The 19766-nt window shown below is 73.9% G+C and carries 21 protein-coding genes; 7 read left to right on the top strand and 14 right to left on the bottom strand.

What is annotated here, in order from left to right:
* Positions 1-16: 16 nt before the first annotated feature.
* Positions 17-367: a VOC family protein gene (locus IEZ31_RS03430; protein ID WP_190248220.1), complete on the top strand. Its 351-nt coding sequence runs from the start codon at positions 17-19 to the stop codon at positions 365-367.
* Here the strand turns inward: IEZ31_RS03430 and IEZ31_RS03425 are convergent, their stop codons facing one another.
* Both IEZ31_RS03425 and IEZ31_RS03420 read right to left on the bottom strand, forming a co-directional pair.
* Positions 368-1078: a M23 family metallopeptidase gene (locus IEZ31_RS03425; protein ID WP_190248219.1), complete on the bottom strand. Its 711-nt coding sequence runs from the start codon at positions 1076-1078 to the stop codon at positions 368-370. It lies immediately after the preceding gene.
* An 11-nt stretch (positions 1079-1089) separates the two neighbouring features.
* Positions 1090-1878 (bottom strand): helix-turn-helix domain-containing protein, encoded by a 789-nt coding sequence (locus IEZ31_RS03420; protein WP_190248218.1) that lies wholly within the window; start codon positions 1876-1878, stop codon positions 1090-1092.
* A gap of 63 nt (positions 1879-1941) precedes the next feature.
* Between IEZ31_RS03420 and IEZ31_RS03415 the strand changes: the two genes are divergently transcribed.
* Positions 1942-2496, top strand: coding sequence for a TIGR03086 family metal-binding protein (locus tag IEZ31_RS03415; RefSeq protein WP_229834077.1), 555 nt, complete (start codon positions 1942-1944; stop codon positions 2494-2496).
* Positions 2497-2822: 326 nt separating this feature from the next.
* Positions 2823-4232, top strand: coding sequence for an SDR family NAD(P)-dependent oxidoreductase (locus IEZ31_RS03410; protein ID WP_229834169.1), 1410 nt, complete (start codon positions 2823-2825; stop codon positions 4230-4232).
* A gap of 4 nt (positions 4233-4236) precedes the next feature.
* Here the strand turns inward: IEZ31_RS03410 and IEZ31_RS03405 are convergent, their stop codons facing one another.
* A complete protein-coding gene (locus IEZ31_RS03405) occupies positions 4237-4938 on the bottom strand; it encodes a bifunctional nuclease domain-containing protein (protein WP_190248217.1) in 702 nt (233 codons plus the stop codon).
* A gap of 75 nt (positions 4939-5013) precedes the next feature.
* Positions 5014-5790, bottom strand: coding sequence for a sporulation protein (locus tag IEZ31_RS03400; RefSeq protein WP_190248216.1), 777 nt, complete (start codon positions 5788-5790; stop codon positions 5014-5016).
* Positions 5791-5828: 38 nt separating this feature from the next.
* On the opposite strand from IEZ31_RS03400, the gene IEZ31_RS03395 reads away from it, so the two are divergent.
* A complete protein-coding gene (locus tag IEZ31_RS03395; protein ID WP_190248215.1) occupies positions 5829-6224 on the top strand; it encodes a MerR family transcriptional regulator in 396 nt (131 codons plus the stop codon).
* Between the two features lie 6 nt (positions 6225-6230).
* Here IEZ31_RS03395 and IEZ31_RS03390 read toward each other — a convergent pair whose 3' ends face one another.
* A complete protein-coding gene (locus IEZ31_RS03390) occupies positions 6231-6872 on the bottom strand; it encodes an FMN-dependent NADH-azoreductase (RefSeq protein WP_190248214.1) in 642 nt (213 codons plus the stop codon).
* An 86-nt stretch (positions 6873-6958) separates the two neighbouring features.
* Here IEZ31_RS03390 and IEZ31_RS03385 point away from each other — a divergent pair, with 86 nt between their 5' ends.
* Positions 6959-7501 (top strand): MarR family winged helix-turn-helix transcriptional regulator, encoded by a 543-nt coding sequence (locus IEZ31_RS03385; protein WP_190248213.1) that lies wholly within the window; start codon positions 6959-6961, stop codon positions 7499-7501.
* Here IEZ31_RS03385 and IEZ31_RS03380 read toward each other — a convergent pair.
* From IEZ31_RS03380 to IEZ31_RS03355, 6 genes are all read right to left on the bottom strand, one after another.
* Complete coding sequence (locus tag IEZ31_RS03380; protein ID WP_190248212.1) at positions 7476-8738, bottom strand: hypothetical protein; 1263 nt, start codon at positions 8736-8738, stop codon at positions 7476-7478. The two genes, IEZ31_RS03385 and IEZ31_RS03380, sit on opposite strands and share 26 nt — an antisense overlap.
* Before the next feature lie 129 nt (positions 8739-8867).
* Positions 8868-9116, bottom strand: a complete 249-nt coding sequence (locus tag IEZ31_RS03375) for an eL34 family ribosomal protein (protein WP_190248211.1) — start codon at positions 9114-9116, stop codon at positions 8868-8870.
* 79 nt (positions 9117-9195) lie between these two features.
* Positions 9196-9348, bottom strand: a complete 153-nt coding sequence (locus IEZ31_RS03370) for a hypothetical protein (RefSeq protein WP_190248210.1) — start codon at positions 9346-9348, stop codon at positions 9196-9198.
* Between the two features lie 71 nt (positions 9349-9419).
* Complete coding sequence (locus IEZ31_RS03365) at positions 9420-10010, bottom strand: DUF305 domain-containing protein (RefSeq protein ID WP_190248209.1); 591 nt, start codon at positions 10008-10010, stop codon at positions 9420-9422.
* Entirely contained in the window at positions 10007-10789 is a 783-nt protein-coding gene (locus IEZ31_RS03360) for a lytic polysaccharide monooxygenase (RefSeq protein WP_190248208.1), read from the bottom strand. Before IEZ31_RS03360 ends, IEZ31_RS03365 begins: the two co-directional genes overlap by 4 nt.
* 78 nt (positions 10790-10867) lie before the next feature.
* A complete protein-coding gene (locus IEZ31_RS03355; RefSeq protein ID WP_190248207.1) occupies positions 10868-12151 on the bottom strand; it encodes an NAD(P)/FAD-dependent oxidoreductase in 1284 nt (427 codons plus the stop codon).
* A gap of 57 nt (positions 12152-12208) precedes the next feature.
* On the opposite strand from IEZ31_RS03355, the gene IEZ31_RS03350 reads away from it, so the two are divergent.
* Positions 12209-13369 carry an MFS transporter gene (locus IEZ31_RS03350; RefSeq protein ID WP_190248206.1) on the top strand — a complete coding sequence of 387 codons (1161 nt, stop codon included), beginning with the start codon at positions 12209-12211 and terminating at the stop codon, positions 13367-13369.
* A gap of 52 nt (positions 13370-13421) precedes the next feature.
* Positions 13422-16502, top strand: coding sequence for an ATP-binding protein (locus IEZ31_RS03345; protein WP_190248205.1), 3081 nt, complete (start codon positions 13422-13424; stop codon positions 16500-16502).
* Here IEZ31_RS03345 and IEZ31_RS03340 read toward each other — a convergent pair.
* The 3 genes from IEZ31_RS03340 to IEZ31_RS03330 form a co-directional block, all read right to left on the bottom strand.
* The gene (locus tag IEZ31_RS03340) at positions 16484-17245 is read right to left on the bottom strand and encodes an ABC transporter permease (protein WP_190248204.1); all 762 of its coding nucleotides are present in this window, start codon (positions 17243-17245) and stop codon (positions 16484-16486) included. The genes IEZ31_RS03345 and IEZ31_RS03340 overlap by 19 nt on opposite strands.
* Positions 17242-18210: an ATP-binding cassette domain-containing protein gene (locus tag IEZ31_RS03335; RefSeq protein WP_190248203.1), complete on the bottom strand. Its 969-nt coding sequence runs from the start codon at positions 18208-18210 to the stop codon at positions 17242-17244. The genes IEZ31_RS03340 and IEZ31_RS03335 overlap by 4 nt, the downstream gene beginning before the upstream one ends.
* A gap of 122 nt (positions 18211-18332) precedes the next feature.
* Positions 18333-19733 (bottom strand): glycoside hydrolase family 10 protein, encoded by a 1401-nt coding sequence (locus IEZ31_RS03330; RefSeq protein ID WP_190248202.1) that lies wholly within the window; start codon positions 19731-19733, stop codon positions 18333-18335.
* Positions 19734-19766 lie beyond the last annotated feature (33 nt).

The raw sequence follows: 19766 nt of genomic DNA, 5'->3' as shown, positions 1-19766 counted from the left end.
GGGCAAGATTGGGAGCATGACCGCGCGTTTGAACACCGTCGTCTTCGACACGCCTGACCCGCACACGCTGGCCCGGTTCTACTCGGAGCTGCTGGACCTGCCCATCACGCGGATCGACGGCGACTGGATCGACGTCGGCGACGGCGCCACGAAACTGAGCTTCCAGCACGCCCCGAACTACCGGCCGCCGCAGTGGCCGGATCCGAACTTCCCGCAGCAGCTCCACCTCGACATCCGGGTCGACGACATCGACGCCACCGAGGCCAAGGTGCTGCGGATGGGCGCGCAGCTGCTGTCGACGAAGGAGTCGGGCTTCCGGGTGTACTGCGACCCGGCCGGCCACCCGTTCTGCCTGGAGTTCGAGTAGCTAGGGGAAGACGGTCGGCTTGGTCGGGCAGCCGTTCTTCTTCTGCCACGACTCGAGCTCGCCGACCGGGGACTTCTCCTTGCCGGCCTTCCAGGCGTCGAGATACGGCCACGGCCAGATGACGCCCCGGCGGGTCCACCAGTCGCCCGTCTTCTGGCAGGCCGGCGACAGGCCGAAGTGGATGTGGCAGGCGCTGGCGTCGCCGGTGCGGCCGACCTTGGCGACCGGCTGGCCGGCCGTGACCGGGGTGCCGGCCTCGATGCCCTCGTCGATGCTGGAGAAGTGCGACATGTAATACCGCGCGCCGTCGTTGCCGATGATCGACACGGACAGGCCGCCGCGGGTCGCGCCGTCGTTCGTCTTCTTGTTCCAGGTGTCGACCCGGGCCACCTCCAGCACGGTGCCGTCGACGGGCGACACGGCGACCAGGCCGCAGTTCGCGATGATGTCGCTGGCCGGGTAGTCGTGGTGCTCCCTCGAGTAGGACCCCTTGCCCTGCAGCGGGAACGCGTGCTTGACGTTCCCCGGCGTGGCGGCGCCGGGACTGGCCGCCGCCGGTGGGGCGCTGCCCGCCTCGCCGAGCGACTGCGCCTGGCGCCCCGGCGACTCGACGGTCGTGGCTGCGGAGTCCGGGGTCTCGGCGGGATCATCGCCGCAGCCGGCCGCCCCGAGGACGACGATCAGGGCGACCCCGAGCAGGCGTGTACGCATCGCCCGCCACCCTACCCCTGCGTCCCGTAGCGGGCCGCGTAGGAGGTCGGCGGCTCACCGAACATCGCCGTGAAGTCCCGGGTCAGGTGGGCCTGGTCGACGTACCCCAGGTCGGCCGCCAGCCCGGCCCAGTCGACGTCCGGTCCCCGCCGGTTCAGGCGTTCGGTCACCTCGTGCAGGCGGTACCGCCGGATGAGCCACTTGGGGCCGACCCCCACGTGCTCGGCGAACAGCCGCTGGAGCCGCCGAGGATGCACGCCGCAGTGCTCGGCGACCAGGTCGACCCGGCGCAGCCCGCTCGACGCGCGGATGTCGTCGGCCCAGCCCGCGACCTGGTCACCGACCGGGTCGGCCGCCGGCAGCGCGCCGCGCAGGAAGGCCTCGACCGCGGCCTGGTCGACACCCACGCCGTCGGTGTCGGGTGCCGGCACGAACCGGGGCGGATCGAACACCTCGGACGCCGGCAGCGCGCGGTCGGTGAGCTCGGCGACCGGCCGGTCGAGGAACCGGCGGAAGATGCCGGGCCGGAACACGACGCCGAAGCGCGCCCCGACGCCGGCCAGCTCGAAGACCACCCGCCCCCGCGGGACGCCGCGCACGAGCGCGGTCCCGTCGTCGGCGAACGTCAGCTGGACGCTGGGCTGGGGGACGATGAGCTGCCGGTACGGCGCCTGGCCGCGCAGGTCCCACCGCGCCCACCAGTAGCGGTCGACGACCGGGGCCAGGTCGGGCGCGGGCGCGGCGAACCCGAAGCGCTGGAACGCGGCCCACGCACCGCCGAGCTCCCTGCTGTCCCGCACGCGGCCCAGGCTACCGTCGCGTTTGTCCAAGACCGTGGCGCCGTCGTGTCCTACGGTCGCGCAATGGACATGCACCTGCTCCCCGGCTCCGCCGTCGTGATGATCCGCAAGCTCGCCGCCGACCTGACCGAGGCCGACCTGGCGGCGACGACGCCGTGCGCGGGCTGGGACGTGCGGGCGCTCACGGAGCACCTGCTGCACTGGGGCCCGGCGCTGGAGGGCGCGGCCCGCAAGGAGACGGTCCCGCCCGGCGCCGTACCCGGCCTGACGCTGGCGGGCCGGCTCGACGGCCTGGCCGAGGCGTGGTCGTCCCCGGCCGCCTGGGAAGGCGAGACGCACATGGCCGGCCCGGACCCGCTCCCCGCGGCCGTGGTGGGCGGCATGGTCCTCGGCGAGTTCGTGGTGCACGGCTGGGACCTGGCGCGGGCGCTGGGTCGCTCCGTCGAGTGGGACGACGAGCTGTTGCGCATCGTGTACTCCGAGGCCGCCCAGATGGCGGACCAGGGCCGGGCGATGGGCGTGTACGGCCCGGAGGTCTCCGTGCCGGACTCCGCTCCCCTGCTGGACCGCCTGCTGGCCCTGACCGGCCGCGACCCGTCCTGGAGCCCGCCCGCCTGACGCGGCGCACCCACGCCGGCGGGAATTCCGCGTGGCGTCAACCGAATTCGCCCGAAATTCCCGACATATCCGGTTTACTGGTCACGTCAGAGACGGCGTGGCCCCCGCCGGGATACAACGGGGGACGGTGGGAGCCGCGTGGCAGGCGGGTCCGGGTGGCAATGGTGCCACGCGGGCCCGTTCCGTTTTTCGCGTACAGTTCCGGGGTGACCCCGCACGACTCGGCCGCCCTCGCCGATCAGCACGACCTGCCCGGCATCGACCTCGACCGGCCCTTCGGCGACCCCGCCGCCGGGAGCGACGTGGCCGGGATCGACCCGGAGCGGATGGCAGTCTGCCTCGCCGTGTTCGAGGAGCTGCAGGAGCTGCCGCCCGACCACCCCGACGTGCTGCGGGTGCGGCGGGCCACCTCGCACCTGTACAAGCAGGTCAAGCGGCAGCGGCGCAGCGACAAGCGGGCCGCCGTCACCGAGGCCGACCGGATCGTCACCGAGGCCACCGCCACCGGGGCGCCCGGGCGGATCGACGACGAGACGCAGGGCATCGCGCTCGTGTCGCCCACCGTCGGGGCGACGGCGGGGCGGCTCAAGCGGCCCCGGGCGTGCTACACGTGCAAGCACCGGTACGTCGACGTCGACGCGTTCTACCACCAGCTCTGCCCGGACTGCGCGAAGCTCAACCGCGAGCGGCGGGACGCGCGCACCGACCTGACCGGGCGGCGGGCGCTGCTCACCGGCGGGCGGGCGAAGATCGGCATGTACATCGCGCTGCGGCTGCTGCGCGACGGCGCGCACACGACCATCACCACGCGGTTCCCCAACGACGCCGTGCGGCGGTTCTCGGCCATGCCCGACAGCGCCGACTGGCTGCACCGGCTGCGGATCGTCGGCATCGACCTGCGCGATCCCGCGCAGGTGTCCGCGCTGGCCGACGACGTGGCGGCGCAGGGGCCGCTCGACATCCTCATCAACAACGCGGCCCAGACGGTGAAGCGGGCGCCCGGGTCGTATTCGCACCTGGTCGCGGCCGAATCCGCGCCGCTCGCCATCGACGGCCCGGTGCCCGAGATGGTGACCTTCCACAAGGCGCCGCACGCCCACGACGCCCCGGCCGAGCTGGTGGGGGCGGCGCCGACGCTGATCCCGCCGGACGCGCTCACCGCGCTGGCGCTGACCAGCCGCAACGCGACGCCCGAGCGGATCGCCGCGCTGACCGCGATCGACGCCGGCGGGCTGGTGCCCGACCTCGCGTCCTCGAACAGCTGGGTGCAGATGGTGCACGAGGTCGACCCGCTGGAGCTGCTGGAAGTCCAGCTGTGCAACGTGACGGCGCCGTTCATCCTGGTCAGCCGCCTGCGTCCGGCGATGGCCGCGGCGAGCGCGCGCCGGAAGTACGTCGTGAACGTCAGCGCGATGGAGGGCCAGTTCAGCCGCCGCTACAAGGGGCCCGGCCACCCGCACACGAACATGGCCAAGGCGGCGCTCAACATGCTCACCCGCACCGCCGCCGAGGAGATGCTGCTGGCCGACGGCATCCTCATGACGGCCGTCGACACGGGCTGGATCACCGACGAGCGCCCGCACCCGACCAAGATGCGGCTGCACGAGGAGGGCTTCCACGCCCCGCTCGACCTTGCCGACGGCGCGGCGCGGGTCTACGACCCGATCGTGCGCGGCGAGCTCGGCGAGGACCTCTACGGCTGCTTCCTGAAGGACTACAGCCCGTCGCCGTGGTGAGGCGCTAGCGCAGCTGGTAGAGCAGCGTGAACTTGCCGACCTGGACCTCGTCGCCGTCGTTGAGGGTCGCGCTCTTGACCCGCTCGCCGTTGACGTAGGTGCCGTTGAGGCTGCCCATGTCGAGCGTCGAATAGCCGACGCCGCCCGCGTTGCGGTGGAACTCCACGTGCTTGCGGCTCACCGTGTTGTCGTCGAGGACGATCTGGTTGGCCGAGTCGCGGCCACAGAGCACGACCTCGCCGTCGAGGGCGAACTCGGCGCCCGCCTCGGCGCCCTTGCGGATCAGCAGGGTGGCCCGGCCCGACGGGAGCTTCTCCATGTGGGCGGTCAGGTCGAGCGCCTGGGTCGGCCCCTCGGGCGCGGCGACGGCCGCGCTGGACAGCAGCTCCTCGGAGGTCACGATCGGCACGCGCAGGTGCCGGGCCAGCGCGATCGCCTCCAGCGGCGCGGCCGGCACCCGGATGCCGTCGGCGAGCACCAGCTGGAACGGGCCCTGCGGCGCGGTCACCTCGATGGCCCGCAGCGGCACCCGCAGCGCCATCAGCACGCGCTGGAGCAGCTCCGCGCTGATCGGCTCGTCCAGGTTGCGGGGGCCGCCGTCGACGGGCAGCTGGATGTGCCGGCCGGAGACTTCCTCCTTGAGCAGGACCATCGGGCGGCTCTGCCAGGTCTGGGCCCGCACACCCACCACGACAAGCTCTCGCATGCCCCGCCTCCCGTGTCCGACGTCAAGTGCTGTGCGCTAACGGTACCGCGCCGATCCATCGACGGACCCGGCCGGTCAGGCCCATCCGCGGCGGCTTTGCGCCGTTTGTCGCATCCATCCGTCGACCTCGCGGGTCCAGTCGACCGCCTGCGCCTGTGCGTGACCGATCTTGAACCGTCCGATCGCGTCGTGGCCCCCGCGGCGTTTGTCCAGCTCTATGATGATCTCCATGCCGTGCGGGTCGGTCACGAACGTGACCTCGACCTCGGTCACGGCCCCCTGGTACTGCGGGGCCGCCCAGAACTCGATCTCCTGGTAGAACGGCAGGGTCTGGCGCACCCCGTAGATGAAGCCGCGCTCGAGGTCGGCCGACTTGAAGCGGAAGCCGAGCTCGACGAAGCCGGCGAGCACCCCCGCCTGCGCGGGCAGCGGGTGCACGTTGATCGGGTCGAGGTCGCCCTTGTCGACCGCCCGCGCCACCTCCAGCTCCGTGCGCAGGCCCATCGCCATGCCGGGGAGGCGCTGACCATACAGATGCGTGATCGGGGTCTCCCAGGGCACCGGCAGCTGGAACGGCACCGCGTGCTGCATCCCGGGCGCGAGCCGGAACCCGCCGGTGAGCTGCTGCCGCTGGAAGGCGACGGTCGAGTCGTGCTCGCCGTCGGAGGTCTCCACCTCGACCCGGGTCACCAGCTCGACCACGATGCGCTCGACCTCGACCTCGTGGTCGCCCCCGGCGAACAGGACCTGGCCGGCGAGCGGCTCGCCGGGTCGCACGTCGGGGCTCCTGAGCTGCGTGTCGACGGTCGGTCCACCGACGCCGAGGGCCCGCCGCAGGCTCTTGAAAACCATGGCGGGCACACTAACACGTGGCACTGTAGGGTTAGCTCGTGTCCAGACTGCTTCGGATCGGTGAGCTGGCGAATCTGTCCGGCGTATCCACCCGTACTGTCGACTTCTATACCGGCCTCGGCCTGATCGAGTCGGCCCAACGCACCGCCGGCAACTTCCGGCTCTACGACCCCTCGTGCGTCGACCGTATCGCGGCCATCAAGGTGCTGGAAGCCAACGGCGTCAGCCTGTCCGACATGGCCGGGGCGCTGCAGCGCGGCGCCGGCGACCTTGCCGGCCAGCTCTCCCAGGTGCAGGGCGACCTGGAGACGCTGCGGGAGGCGGCCGCGCACGCCGGCCCGGCCGCCCACCAGCTGCTGCTCGCGCTCACCGCGCGCCTGCAGTCGCTCATCGCGACGGCGCTGGACCTCACCAACAACCTGCCGCCGCTGTAGGCGTCCCTACGCCCGGATGAGCTCCGCGAGCCGCTGCCCGTGGGCGGCGGCGTGCTCGTGGCCGGCGCGCAGCGACTCGGCGGCCAGCCCGCGCAGCGGCGCCATCGCCGGGTTCACGTCGGCGAGCGTCAGCTCCGCCTCGGCGACGTGCAGGTCGAGGCCGTAGACGTCGGCGAGGATGCGCTTGAGGTATGGGCTGTTGTGGTCCCAGCCCTCCTTCGGCGCGCCCGGCCCGTAGCCGCCGCCCCGGCTCATCGCGAGCACGGCGGGGCGCCCGGCGATGTGCGACTCCTCCCCGGTCCGCAGCCCCGTGTGCAGCCCGAGCAGGTCGAACCAGGACTTCACGTGGGCCGGGACGCCCCAGTTGTACAGCGGGATCGCGAACACGTAGGCGTCCGCGCCCAGCAGCTCGTCGCCCAGCTCCTGCACGAGCGCCGTGGCGGCCGGGCTCTCGGGGGCCGCCGGGTCGAACTGCCGGCGGGCGAGGGCGGGCCAGGCGTCCGACGGCAGCGGGTGCAGGCCGATGTCGCGCCGGGTGACGGTGGCGTCCGGGTGGGCGGCGAGCCAGGCCTGCTCGGCGGTGTCGGCGAGCGCGCGGCTCACCGAGCCGGTGGTGCGGATGCTGGCGTCGAGACGGAAGAGATGCATGAGGTTCCCCCTTTAGCGGCTTCGCAGAAAGTCTGCTTCACAGAACATCTTTCGGCAAGAGGGAGTGAGCTGCGTATCATTGCTGCATGACGCAGGCGCCGGAGACCCCGGCACACACCGCCGGCGATCTCAGCTCCGACCTGGGCTGGGCGCTGGGCGTGCTGCTGCGCGGCTACGCCAAGGGCGCGCAGCACGTCATGGCCGACCTCCCCGGCGGACCGCGGGGCTACCAGATCCTCACCGCGGCCGTGGCGGGCACGGCCTGCACGCAGCTCGCGCTCGCCAACCAGCTGGGCATCGACCGGACGGTGATGACCTACCTGCTCGACGACCTCGAGAAGGCCGGCCTCATCGAGCGCCGGCCCGACCCGGCCGACCGCCGGGCCCGCCGGCTCGTGGCCACCGAACAGGGCCGGGCCACCATGTGCGAGCTGCACCGCAAGCTGCACGACGTCGAGGAGCGGGTGCTCACGGCGCTGGACGAGCCGGACCGCACGGTGTTCCGCGACCTGCTGCGCCGGGTCGCGACGCGCATCGACGAGCACGACCCGCTCGTCGACGCCTGCGCACCCATCGAGGAGTTCGCGGGCGTGGAGCCGGCCGTCAGGACCCGTCGCCGACGCGCTTGATGCGGTATTCCAGGGTGAGGAACGGCAGGCCGAAGAGCGCGAAGGCGTGGTCGGCGCGCAGCTCCCCGTCCCGGACGTAGACGTCGAGCTCCTCGCTGAAGCCGTGCACCGCGAGCGTGGTCAGGTCGCGCCCGTCGGGGTCGACGTAGCTGAGGTAGTGCCCGGTCTGCCCGTCGCCGCCCTTGCTGGTGAGCTTGAGCCCGCCGCCGTCGCGCTGCCGCGGCGCGAGCGTGGCGGTGAAGTTGGCCTGCGGCAGCGGAAACCCGACACTCACGTAGCCGCGGTCGTCGTGCCGGTACGTCGTGTAGATGCCGACGTACATGGCCTCGCCCGTCTCGGCGAAGCTGCGGATCCACCCGCGCGTCGAGACGATGCCGCTGCCGGGCTCGCTGATCGTGTCGATCCGGCTGCGGATGCCGCGCTGCGCCTCCCGCTGGTTCATCGGGACGTTCGCCTGCCCGAGCGGGCGGGCCACCAGGGTGCGGTACAGCAGGTATCCCGGCCGCACCCAGGTCCGCCAGCGCGGCACGATGTCGAGCGAGAACCGGGTGGTCCGCTCGTAGAACTCCCGCACGTCCGGGTGGACCAGCGCCGGGTCGAACTGCGGGCCGGCGAGGGCGTCGAGGCTCGCGACGATGCCGACGTCCCGCGCCGCCTCCCGGTAGACGCCGCCGGTGGCCTCGGCGAGCTCCTTGACGTAGCCGGTGCCGACGCGCCGCGTGCGCGCCTCCAGCGGCACCACGAACGGCAGCTGCTCGGCCGGCACCTTCGCGGCCAGCAGCGCCACCTGCGGGTCGCGGAACGCCAGCTGGGAGACGGTCCGGAAGGCGACGACACTGGCCGCCGCGGCCTGCGCGGGCGTCGCCGTGCGCATGGCGGCGCCGACGGCGAGCCCGACGACGGGACCGAGGGCGACCTTCTGCGGCCGCACGCCCATCGCCCCGGCGATCGCCCCGCCGGCGACGGCGACCGCGAGTGGGCTGGCCCCGGCCTTGCCGGCCACCCACCCGGCGGGCGCCGCGAGCGCCCCGCTGGCCGCGATCCGCGCCCACACGGCGGGGATCTCGTTGGGCTTCTGCAGCGCGCGGGCGGTGCCGTCGACGGCGGCGAGGGCCCCGGCCCCGAGGAGCGCGCCCGTGAGTGCGCCGCGCGGCCCGCGGTGCGCGGTGAGCGCCGCACCGGCGACGGCCCCCATGACGGCGGCGAACCCGATCCCCTGCGCGCGCTTGGCGTCCATGAGGTTGATTTCTACACCGTGGAGGGGCGGAGCTCAGCCCGGGTAGGCCGATGGTTGCGGCCTACCCGGGCGGGCCCGGGTGGTGGCGGTCGGCGCGCCAGCGAACCCCGGGCGGAGCAACGCTGCGCGTCAGCCGACCGGGGCGGGCAGGATGGCCAGGAGCTGGGTCGGCGGTTCGAGGGCGTCGACGAGCGTGTCGCCCTCCAGCCAGAGGCCGCCCGCCCGGCAGACCAGGGCGGCGGCGGCTTCGGTGGGGCACGGGAGCGGGGCGCCGCAGGCCGCGCAGCGGCTCGGGTCGTCCGCGTCGCGTTCGAGGTGGCGGATCTGCAGCTCGGCCGCCGTCTTCACCAGAACGCTGTCGGGATCCAGGTGCAACATGCCGATGATCGTGCCGGGGCGGCACGCCCGGGTGGCGGCAGGAAACGGGTGAAACCGCAGGATCACCCTAGGACAGGCCTTAGCGGCTCGGTTGGCCCGATCCGGGGCATTGCGCGGCACCCTGCGTGGCGCCGTCGGGCTGGTGGGGCGGGGTCGGCGAGCCGGCGTTGACGTAGACGCGGGCGCCGCAGGCGGGGCAGCGGCTCATGGCCTCGCCGGCAGTGGTCGACATTGCGGTACCTCCGATGCGAAACGGGCCGGACCAAGGACTCATGCCCCCCGTCCGGCCCGCTCGAACATCGCTCAGGCGCCGACGAGCGTCAACATCTGCTTGATCTGCTGCGTCCGGGACAGCTCGACGCGCTTCGCGTAGTCCTTGACCGCCGCGTTCTGCCCGGCACCGCCCAGCTGCTGGGCCATCTCGACCGCGTTGTGCTGGTGGGCGATGAGCAGGTTGAGGAACTTCGTCTCGAAGTCGGCCCCGGTCGCCTCCTGCAGGGCCTTGATCTCCTCCGGCCCCGTCGCCGGCCGGCCGCCGTGCGACGCGTGGACGCCCGCGTCGGTGGCCCCGGTGACCGGGACGTTCCAGCCGGTCAGCCAGCGCTCCATCATCGCGACCTCCTCGGCCTCGACGACGTCGATCGCGCCGGCCAGGTTGACGACCTCCTCGCGGACCGCCTTCGCGCGGCCCAGCTTGATCATCTCCAGGCCCTGCTTCTGGTGGCTGATCATCATCTGGAGGAACATCGCGTCGGCGTCGTTGTGCGGCCCGTCCGCGGTGACCGGGATGCCGGCCGGGGCGGCGGCCAGCTCGGACGATCCGGTGGGCGCCTTCGCGACCTGCCCGCAGCCGCTCAGCACGAGCGCGAGCACGACGGCCAGCAGGCGCCTCATACCGGCAGCCACAGGGCGAGGGTGTAGATCGGCTCCCAGGTGTAGATCGCCGTGTGGGCCTGGCGGCACTGGTACCTGCGGCCGTCGTACGTCACGACGTCACCGACCTTGTAGCTGGTGCCGGCGGTCCAGGCCGTGCCGGTGGCCTGGGTGGGCTTCGCGGACGTCGGGGCCGCCGTCGTCGTCGGGGCCTTCGTCGGCGACTTCGTCGCGGTCGGCTTCGCCGACGGGGTCCTGGTCGGCGTCGGCGTCGGCGTCGAGCCGCCACCCGAGCCGATCTGCACGTCGACGCAGTTGTAGAACGCGTTCGCCGTGTCCGCGATGTTCCACACCGCCAGGATCTTCTGCCGCCCGGAGTACCCGGCCAGGCTCACCTGGTGCGAGACGGTGGCGTTCGGCTGCTTCCCGCCGTCGTTGAACTGCGCGACGCGGGTGTTGCCGATGAAGTACTCCCACGTGCTCGTCGCGTGCCGCGCCGTGAGCACCCAGTTGAACGTCACCGACGTGCCGACCTGCGTCGCCGGCCAGTTGCGGCTGTCGTCGTCCAGCACCCCGAACTGCGACAGCCCGGCATTGCAGCTCTTCAGCCCTTTCGGGCCCTCGACGCTCTGCGGCTCGTATTGAATGGGGCCGCAGCCGGCGACCTTTCCCTGCGCGCACAACGCCTGCCGGCTCGGCGGCGACGAAACGTATCCGTGCGCCGAAGCCGGCGAGGCGACCACCAGGCTGCCGGCCGCCGCACCCAGCGCGACCAGCGGATAGAGCACCGTTTTACGCATTCCCGAAAACTATCGGAGCGGCACTTAACGATCCCCTTTCCGAGCTACAAGTTCGCCTGAAGGGCATTTACGGTGCCGTTAAGCATCCACCGTTTCCAGCGGCACCTGCGGCGAGCGCACGAGGCCCAGCTCGACGGCCGGATTACCCTGCACGGCGTCGAACGCCCAGTCGGTGAGCACCCGGGTGCGGTTGCCCGGCAGCTGCAGCAGGTGGTAGCCGCGGGTCATCGCCTTGGCGACCGGGCCGGAGAGCGGGACCCGCAGCGGGTTCGCCGCCGCCTGCCGGCCGCCCAGGTCGACCAGGAAACCGAGGTCGTGGTGCTTGTACCGGCGGCGCCGCCCGGCCCCGAACGTCGCCGCCACGTTGCGCGCCACCAGGTCGCCCTGCCGGACCGCGTGCTGGGCGGTCATCGGCGTCAGCTTGCCGGGCCGGGTCAGGTCGGGCACCGCCGCCGCGTCGCCGGCCGCGAACAGGTCGGGGTGGCCGGGCACGTTGAGGTACTCGTCGACGCACAGGCGCCCGTCCTCGGTCGGCAGGCCCAGCCCGTCGACCAGCGGGTCGGGCCGCACGCCGACGCACCACACGAGCGTGCGGGTGGGGATCGACTGCCCGTCGGTGAGCCGCACGCAGTCGTGCATCGCCTCGGCGACCGAACAGCCCATGAGCACGTCGACGCCGCGCTCGCGCAGCACCCGGTCGGCCGTGCGCGACATGCGCTCGGACAGCTCCGGCAGCACGCGCGGTGCGGTGTCCAGCAGCAGCCAGTGGGCCCGCTCGTTCGCCAGCGCCGGCTGGTGGCGCAGCAGGTCGCTGGTCGCCAGCTGGCCGTGGGCCGCGACCTCGGTGCCCGTGTAGCCCGCCCCGACGACCACGAACGTGAGCCTTGCCGCCCGCTCGTCCGGGTCGCCGGTCGCCGCGGCCAGCTCGACCTGGCGGACGAGGTGGTCGCGGAGGTACAGGGCCTCCGCCACCCCGCGGAACCCGTGCGCGTGCTCGGCCACCCCGGGGATGGGCAGCAGCTTGTTCACGCTCCCGGCCGCGAGGATGAGCCGGTCGTACCCGATCTCGTGGTGCTCCCCCTCCGCGTCCCGATAGCGCACGGACCGCTTGTCGGGATCGACGTGATCCGCCTCACCCAGCAGCAGTTGTACCTCGGGCAGCGTCTTCGGCAGCGACACGGTCACCCGGCGCGGCTCCAGGATGCCGGCCGCGACCTCCGGCAGCAGCGGCAGGTAGAGGAAGTAGTCGGCCGGGTTGACCAGCACGATCTCGGCGTGGCCGCGGGACATCCGGACCAGCCGCCGGGCCGCGTGGAAGCCGGCGAACCCGGCGCCGACGATCACGATACGAGGCTTAGGCATGCCCTGACCCGTACCCGGCCTGCCGATGATCACGCGGCAACCAGGATGATCGACTCCATGGCCGCCTCCAGCCCCCTCCGCGCGGTCCTGCGCGCCGCCCAGGTCGCGCGGGTGCTCGCCGCCAGCACCGTCGGCCGGATCCCCCTCGGCGCGGCGCCGGTCGCGCTCCTGCTGTACGCCCGCGAGACGCTGTCGATCGCCGCCGCCGGCCTGCTCGTCGGCGTGTACACGGCCGGCCTGGCGATCGGCGGCCCGGTCCTGGCCCGCGTGGCCGACCGCCTCCGCCAGCCGCCGGTGATGCTGGCCGGCGCCGCCGTGTCGACCGCCGGCTTCGTCCTGCTCGCCCAGGGCGTTGCGCTGTGGGCGTCCCTCCTCGCCGCGCTGCTCGCCGGGCTGGGCGCCCCGCCGTTCGAGGCCGGCCTGCGCGTGCTGTGGCGCGACCTGCTCGACGAGTCGCAGGTCCCGACGGCGTACACCCTGGACATCGCGGTCCAGGAGCTCATCTTCGTCTTCGGCCCGTTGATCGCCGGCGCCTCGGTCGCGCTGGGCGGCCCGGCGGCGGGCGTGTACGTCACCGCGCTGCTGCAACTGCTGGGGACGGTGTGGTTCGTGACCACCCCGGCGGTGCGCCGCTGGCGCGGCGTGGCGGCCGAACGCCACTGGGCGGGCGCGCTGCGCGCGTCCCACCTGCGGCTGCTGCTGGTCGCGGTGGTCCTGGTCGGCGCGGGCGTCGGCAGCCTGCCGGTGGCCGTGATCGACTACACCGAGCAGTCCGGGGGCCGGGCCTGGACGAGCTGGATCCTGGCCGCCCAGGCCGCGGGCGCCTTCGCCGGCGGCATGGTGAACACCCGCCTGCGCCTGGACGGGCGCCGCCTTCCGCTGCTGGCGCTGCTGCTGGGCCTGGGCTACGCCCCGCTCCTGCTGACCCCGTCGTCGGCGGCCTGGATGATCCCGTTGGCCGCGCTGTGCGGCGCCTGCCTCCCGCCGTTCCTGGCGGCGACGTTCCTCACGGTCGACCGGGTGGCCCCGGTGGGCACGGCGGCGGAGGCGTTCGCGTGGGTGGCGACGGCCTTCTCGGTGGGCGCCGCGCTGGGCGCGGCCGTGGACGGCGTGATCGTGGACGCGGCCCCGGCCCGGTGGGCGGGCTTCCTGCTCTCCCCGCTGGTGATCCTGCTGGCGGTCCCGTGGGTCCGCCCGGTGGCCCGCGCCGCGACCTGAGAACGGCGGCACCGGTCGCCCGGTGTCCGGCCGATGAGGAATGCTGGGCCTCGTGCGTATCACCACGCTCGGGGAGCTCGCGGTCGACGGGAAGGCCGTGCGCGGGGAGCGGCTGGGCCTGGTGGTGCGGGAGCTGGTCGGGGCCCGCGGCCGGGCCGTCTCGGTCAGCGCGCTCGTCGACGCCGTCTGGGACGGGAGCCCGCCCGAGGACGCGGCCGGGGCCGTGCAGGCGCTGGTGTCCCGGGTGCGGCGCCTGGGGTTGCCGGTCGCGGCCGTCCCCGGCGGGTACCGGCTGCCCGCCGACGCCGTCGACGTCGACGCCGTCCGGGTGCGCGAGCTCGCCGAGCGGGGGCGGCGCGCACTCGCCGGCGGGGACGTCGCCGAGGCGAGAGCGGCCGGGGACGCGGCGCGGGCCGAGTTCCCCGAGGTGCCCGACCTGACCGGGGACGGGGTCGCCCGGCTGCTGGCCGACGTCGCCGGGCTGCGGGCCGAGGTCACCCTCGCCGCCGGGGAGCCGGCCGACGAGCGGGACCTGCGGCGGCTCGCCGGGCTGGCGCCGCCGCACGAGCCGTCGGCGGCGCTGCTGGTGCGGGTGCTCGCCGCGCAGGGGCGCGACGCCGAGGCCCTGGCGCTGGTCGAGCGGCTGCGGGCCGAGCTCGCCGAGCGCTACGGGGCCGACCTGTCGCCCGTCGTCGCGGCCGCGCACCTCGCGCTGCTCCGCGGCGAGCTCGCGCCGGCGGCGACCCCTGACAACGCGCGCGCGGAGTCGCGGACCGGGCCGGGCCCGCGGCGGGTGTGGCGCAGGGGCGCGGTCCGGCTCGTCGGGCGCGACGCCGACGTCGCCGCCGTTGCCGAGGCGGTGCGCGGTGCGCCGCTCGTCACCATCGTGGCCGCCGGCGGGGCCGGCAAGACCAGCCTCGCCGCCGCCGTCGCGGCCGGGGACGGGCGGCCCGTGTACGCCGTCGAGCTGGCCGGGCTGCGCACCGCCGCGGAGATCCTGCCCGCCGTGCTCGCGGCCACCGGGGCGGCCGAGCCCGAGCGGGCCGAGGCGCGGGCCGCGCCCGAGGCGCGGCTGCGGACCGTGGTGCGGGAGCTCGACGGGGTGCTCGTGCTGGACAACTGTGAGCACCTGCTCGACGGCGCCGCCGCCCTCGCCGCCGAGATCCTCGTTGAGGCGCGGGGCGAGCTGGCCGTGCTGGCCACCAGCCGGGCGCCGCTCGGGCTGCCCGAGGAGGTGGTGTACCGCCTCCGGGCGCTCCCCGACGACGCCGCCCTGGAGCTGCTGGAGACCCGCGCGCGGGCCGGCGGGGCCGCGCTCGCCATCCCGCCGGGCACCGCCCGGGAACTGTGCCACCGGCTCGACAACCTGCCGCTGGCGCTGGAGCTCGCCGCGGCCCGGCTGCGGCACATGCCGATCGAGGACGTGCTCGGCGGGCTCGGCGACCGGTTCGCGTTGCTCGACGACGCGCTGCGGGGGCTGCCCGACCGGCACGCCAGCCTGTGGGCGCTCGTCGACTGGAGCCGGGAGCTGCTCGCGCCCGAGGACCAGGAGCTGCTGGAGCGGCTCGCGGTCATCCCGGCGCCGTTCACCGCTTCGGCCGCGGCCGCGGTCGCCGGGCGGGACAGCCGGCGCGGGCTGGCCGCGCTCGTCGAGCAGTCGCTGCTGGCGATCGGCACCGGGGAGGACGGGCGCCCGCGGTACCGCATGCTCGAAACGGTCCGCGAGTACGGCGAGACGCGGCTCGCCGACCGGGAGCCGGCGATGGGCGGGCTGACCCGCTGGGCCGCGGCGCACGCGGCGGCGCTCGCGGCGGACTTCGTGGGGCCGGGGCAGCTCCAGGCGTACACCACGTGCGCGGAGGATCAGGAGAACCTCCTCGCCGCCCTCCGGTGGGCGATCGAGCACGGCGCCGACGTGGCGGCGGTCGACGTCGCCGCGGCGCTGTTCCACCTGTGGACGGTGCGCGGCCTGCACCCGCAGGTCGCACTGTGGGCGCGCCGGCTGTTCCACGCGGACGACCCGGTCGCGCGGCGCAGTGCGGCGTCGGCGGGCGCCGACCCGGACCGGCTGGCGTGGGTGTGCGTGCTCGCCGGGCTCAACGGCTTCATCGGCGCCGACCACCGGCTCTACGCACTGGGCCGCCGGGCGTTGCGCGGGATCGGTGGCGGGGTGTCGCACCGGGTCGCGACCCTGGCGGCGGCGATGCCGGAGCTCAGGTCGCCCGACTCGGAGGAGAGCATGCGCACCGCGGAACGGATGGTCATGGACGCCGACCCGTACGTGCAGGGCATCGGTCTCCTGTGGCGGGCGACCGTGCACGAGAACGCGGGGCGGCTCGACGCGGCCGCCACCGACGCCGAGCGCTCGTACGAACGGTTCGAGGCGGCCGGCGACCACTGGGGCATGGGCATGGCCGCGCAGGCGATCGGCACGCGGGTCGAGTGGGGCGCCGGGGACTGGCTGCGGCGCAGCGCCCGGCACATGGAGCTGGTCGGCGCGGCGCAGGACGTCGGCTCGATCCGGGTGCTGCTGGACTTCCATCTGGCGCTCGACGGCGACGCCGAGGCTGCGCGGCGGCTGGCCGGGGCCGCGGAGTCCGCCGACCCCGACCGGCCCGACGCCGCCCAGGCGCACCTCGCCCTCGCTCAGCTGGCCTGGCGGCGGCGGGCGTACCCCGAGGCGCTCGCCCACGCCGCGGCGGCCCTCCGGCTGGCGGAGGAGTCGCCGGCCGCGTTCCCGCAGATCCTGGTGGTCTTCCGGGTCGCCGTCGCGGTCCTGCACCTGCGGACGGACGACGACGCCCGCGCCGCCTCCCTGTTGCGCGCCGCCCGCGACGACGCGCTGGCCTCGCTCGACATGCCCGTGCTGGGCGCCTGGGCGATCGGCGGCGCGATGCTCGACGCGCACCGGGCCGGGGCGCGCACCCGGGAGCTGTGGGCGCTCGGGCTGCGGCTCGGCGCCAACGTCGTCCAGCTGTTCCACGGCGACTACGACGAACGGCTCACCGCCGCCCTCGGTGACGAGGAGAGCCGTGAGCCGTTGCTGTCCGCCTGGCGTGCGCGCCCGGCCGCGGAGGCGGTGGAGCGGATCCGCGTCGTGATGGACGAGGTGCTTCAGACCTTGCGGCGGTAGGCGGCCAGCGCGAGCGGCATGAAGACCGCGACGAGCGCCGCGCTCCAGCCCAGCGTCCACCAGACGTGGGTGCCGAGCGGGGTGCCGACGAACAACCCGCGCATCGCCCCGACCAGGTGGGTGAGCGGGTTCACGTCGACGAACCCGCGCAGCCAGGACGGCAGCGTGTGCGGGTCGACGAACACGCTGGACGCGAACGACAGCGGCAGCATGACGAGGAAGCCGATGCCCTGCACCGCGCCGGAGGTCCGCACGAGCATGCCGACGAACACCAGCGCCCAGCTGACGCACAGCCCGAACAGCACGCCGAGCAGGCAGCCGGCCAGCGTGCGGAGCGGGTCGGTGCCGATCCGGAAGCCCATCAGATAGGCGAAGGCGAACGTCGAGACGGTGACGACGACGTACCGCACGACGTCGCCGAGCACCGCGCCCACGAGCGGCGCCGAGCGGGCGATGGGCAGCGAACGGAAGCGGTCGAAGATGCCCTTCTCCAGGTCACTGTTGAGGTTCACGCCGATCGAGATGGCGCCCATGGCGAGGGTCTGGGCGAGGATGCCGGGCATCAGGAACTGCAGGTACTCGTGCGTCGAGCCGGCCACCGCCCCGCCGAACACGTAGACGAAGATGACCATGAACAGGCCGGGCTGCAGCGTGACGTCGATCAGGGCCTCGGGCGTGCGCCAGGTCTTGATGAGGCTGCGGCGGGTGAGCTCCAGCGCGTGCCGGACGAAACGGATGCTCACGCCGGGACCTCCTCGGTGAGTGCTCTGGTGGGGCGCCCGGTCAGGGTCAGGAAGACCTCGTCCAGGCTCGGCAGGTGCAGGGACAGCTCGACGACCTGGACGCCCGCGGCGGCGAGCTTGCCGACGGCCGCGTCGAGGGCCGTGGCGTCGCGGACCGGCACGGCGAGCACGCCCTTGCGGGTCTCCTCGGCCGACGCGCCGCTCGACACCGCGGACAGGATCGCCGCGGTCTGCGGCAGGTCGGCCGGGTCGGCCGGGCGCACGGTCAGGGTCTGGCCGCCGACGATGCGCTTGAGCCGCTCGGGGGTGTCGTGGGCGATGACCCGGCCGTGGTCGATGACGGTGATGGCGTCCGCGAGCGCCTCGGCTTCTTCGAGGTACTGCGTGGTCAGCAGCACCGTCGACCCGTCCCGCACGAGCGTGCGCACGACGTCCCACATGTCCTCGCGCTTGGCCGGGTCGAGCCCGGTCGTCGGCTCGTCGAGGAAGATCACGTCCGGCCGCCCGACGAGGCTGGCGGCGAGGTCGAGCCGCCGCCGCATGCCGCCGGAGTACGTCTTCACGGGCCGGTCCGCGGCCCCGCTCAGGCCGAACCACTCGAGCAGCTCGGCGGCCCGCTCGCGGGCGGCCCGCCGGCGCAGGTCGAGCAGCACGCCGAAGAGCACGAGGTTCTGCCGCCCGGTGAGATCCTCGTCCACGGACGCGTACTGCCCGGTGAGCCCGATCGCGGCGCGGACCCGCTCGGCGTCGCGCACGACGTCGTGGCCGGCGATGCGCGCCGACCCGCCGTCGGGCCGCAGGAGCGTGGACAGGATTCGGACCGCCGTGGTCTTCCCGGCCCCGTTGGGCCCGAGCACGCCGTGCACGGTGCCGCGGGGGATGGCGAGGTCGACGCCCTGCAGGGCCCTCGTCTCCCCGAAGCGCTTGACGAGGCCCTCGGCCTCCACCATCAGGTCTGTGGTCATGCCACCGAGGCTGCGGCGGCCCGCTGACACGGCACCGACACGCGACCGACACGCCCGTGTCAGCGGACCCCAGCCGCGGGCCGGGGAGTCCCACGGTCGGCGGGCTCCCCGGCGTCAGCGGGTCAGGCGCAGGCCGGCACGGGTGCGGTGTTGGTCCCGTTCCACGAGGCGAGGAAGCCGAACGTGGCGGTGCCGGTGCCGTTCCAGGCCGCGTTGCGGACGGTCACGTTCGCGCCGGACTGGCTGACCGTGCCGTTCCACAGCTGGCTCACCTGCTGCCCGTTGGCGAACGTCCAGGTGACGGTCCAGCCGGTGCGCCCGGCCGGGTTGGTGACGACGACCTCGCCCTGGAAGCCGCCCGGCCACGAGTTGACGACCCGGTAGGTCGCCGTGCAGGCGCCGGCCGGCGGCGGGCTGGTGCTGATGGACGCCGACGGCGACGGGCTGGTGCTGACGGACGCCGACGGCGACGGGCTCTCGATCGTCCCGCCCAGGGCCGCGACGATCGCGTTGTACGCCGTGGGCTTCTTCTGCAGGTTCTCGTCCCAGGGCAGCGCCGCGCCCTGGCCGGAGAAGACCGACGGCACCCAGGAGTACTTGTCGGTGTAGTCCCAGATCGTCACGCCGACGCAGCGGGTGACCGCCACGCAGGCCTTCACCACGTTGCTGTAGTAGGTCGCCTGGGTGGCGTCCTTGGTGGCGTCCCGGGGCAGCACCATGCGCACGTCGAGCTCGGTGATCGCCACGTCGACGCCGAGGTCCGCGAAGCGCTGGAGGTTCTGCTGCATCTGGGAGGGGAAGCCGTACTGGATGGCGAGGTGCGCCTGGAAGCCCACCCCGTCGATCGGCACGCCGTCCGCCTTCAGCTGCTTGACCAGGTTGTACATGGCGTCGGACTTCGCGCCCAGCCCGTCGGTGTTGTAGTCGTTGACGTAGAGCTTGGCGTCGGGGTCGGCGGCCCGGGCGGCCCGCAGGGCGGTGGCGACGTACGAGCTGCCCATCGCGTTGTAGAACGGGGTCGCGCGGAACGTGCCGTCCTCGTTGAACGGCTCGTTCACCACGTCCCAGGCAAAGACCTTGCCCTTGAAGTGGGTCGCGACCTGGGTGATGTGGTTGACCATCGCCGGCTGCACCTCGGCCGCCGGCAGCGAGCCGACCCACGAGGGCAGCTGGCTGTGCCAGACGAGGGTGTGGCCGCGGACGGTCATGTTGTGCGACTGCGCGAACGTGACGATCGCGTCGCCCCGCGTGAACGAGAACGTGCCGCGGGTCGGCTCGGTCGCGTCCCACTTCATCGAGTTGCCGGGCGTGGTCTGACCGAACTCGCCCCCGCCGAGGACTGCGGTGTAGGCGGTGTCGCTGAGCTCGCCGTTGTCCGTGGCGGAGCCGAAGTACTTGCCCTTGGCGGCGGCAAGCTGGTGCAGCGTCTGGGTGGCGGCCCCGGCCTGGACGAGGTTGAACGCCATGGTGGTGGCCACGAGCCCGGCGACGGTGATGGCACCGATAAGCCAGCGTCGATTCATGAGGTCACATCGTGGCGCCCGCTGCCGGGCAGT

It is taken from the genome of Dactylosporangium sucinum, from assembly GCF_014647515.1.
Classification (GTDB): Bacteria; Actinomycetota; Actinomycetes; order Mycobacteriales; family Micromonosporaceae; genus Dactylosporangium; species Dactylosporangium sucinum.
Note: the sequence above shows the minus strand (reverse complement) of the source record. Positions and strands in the feature narration are given on the sequence as shown.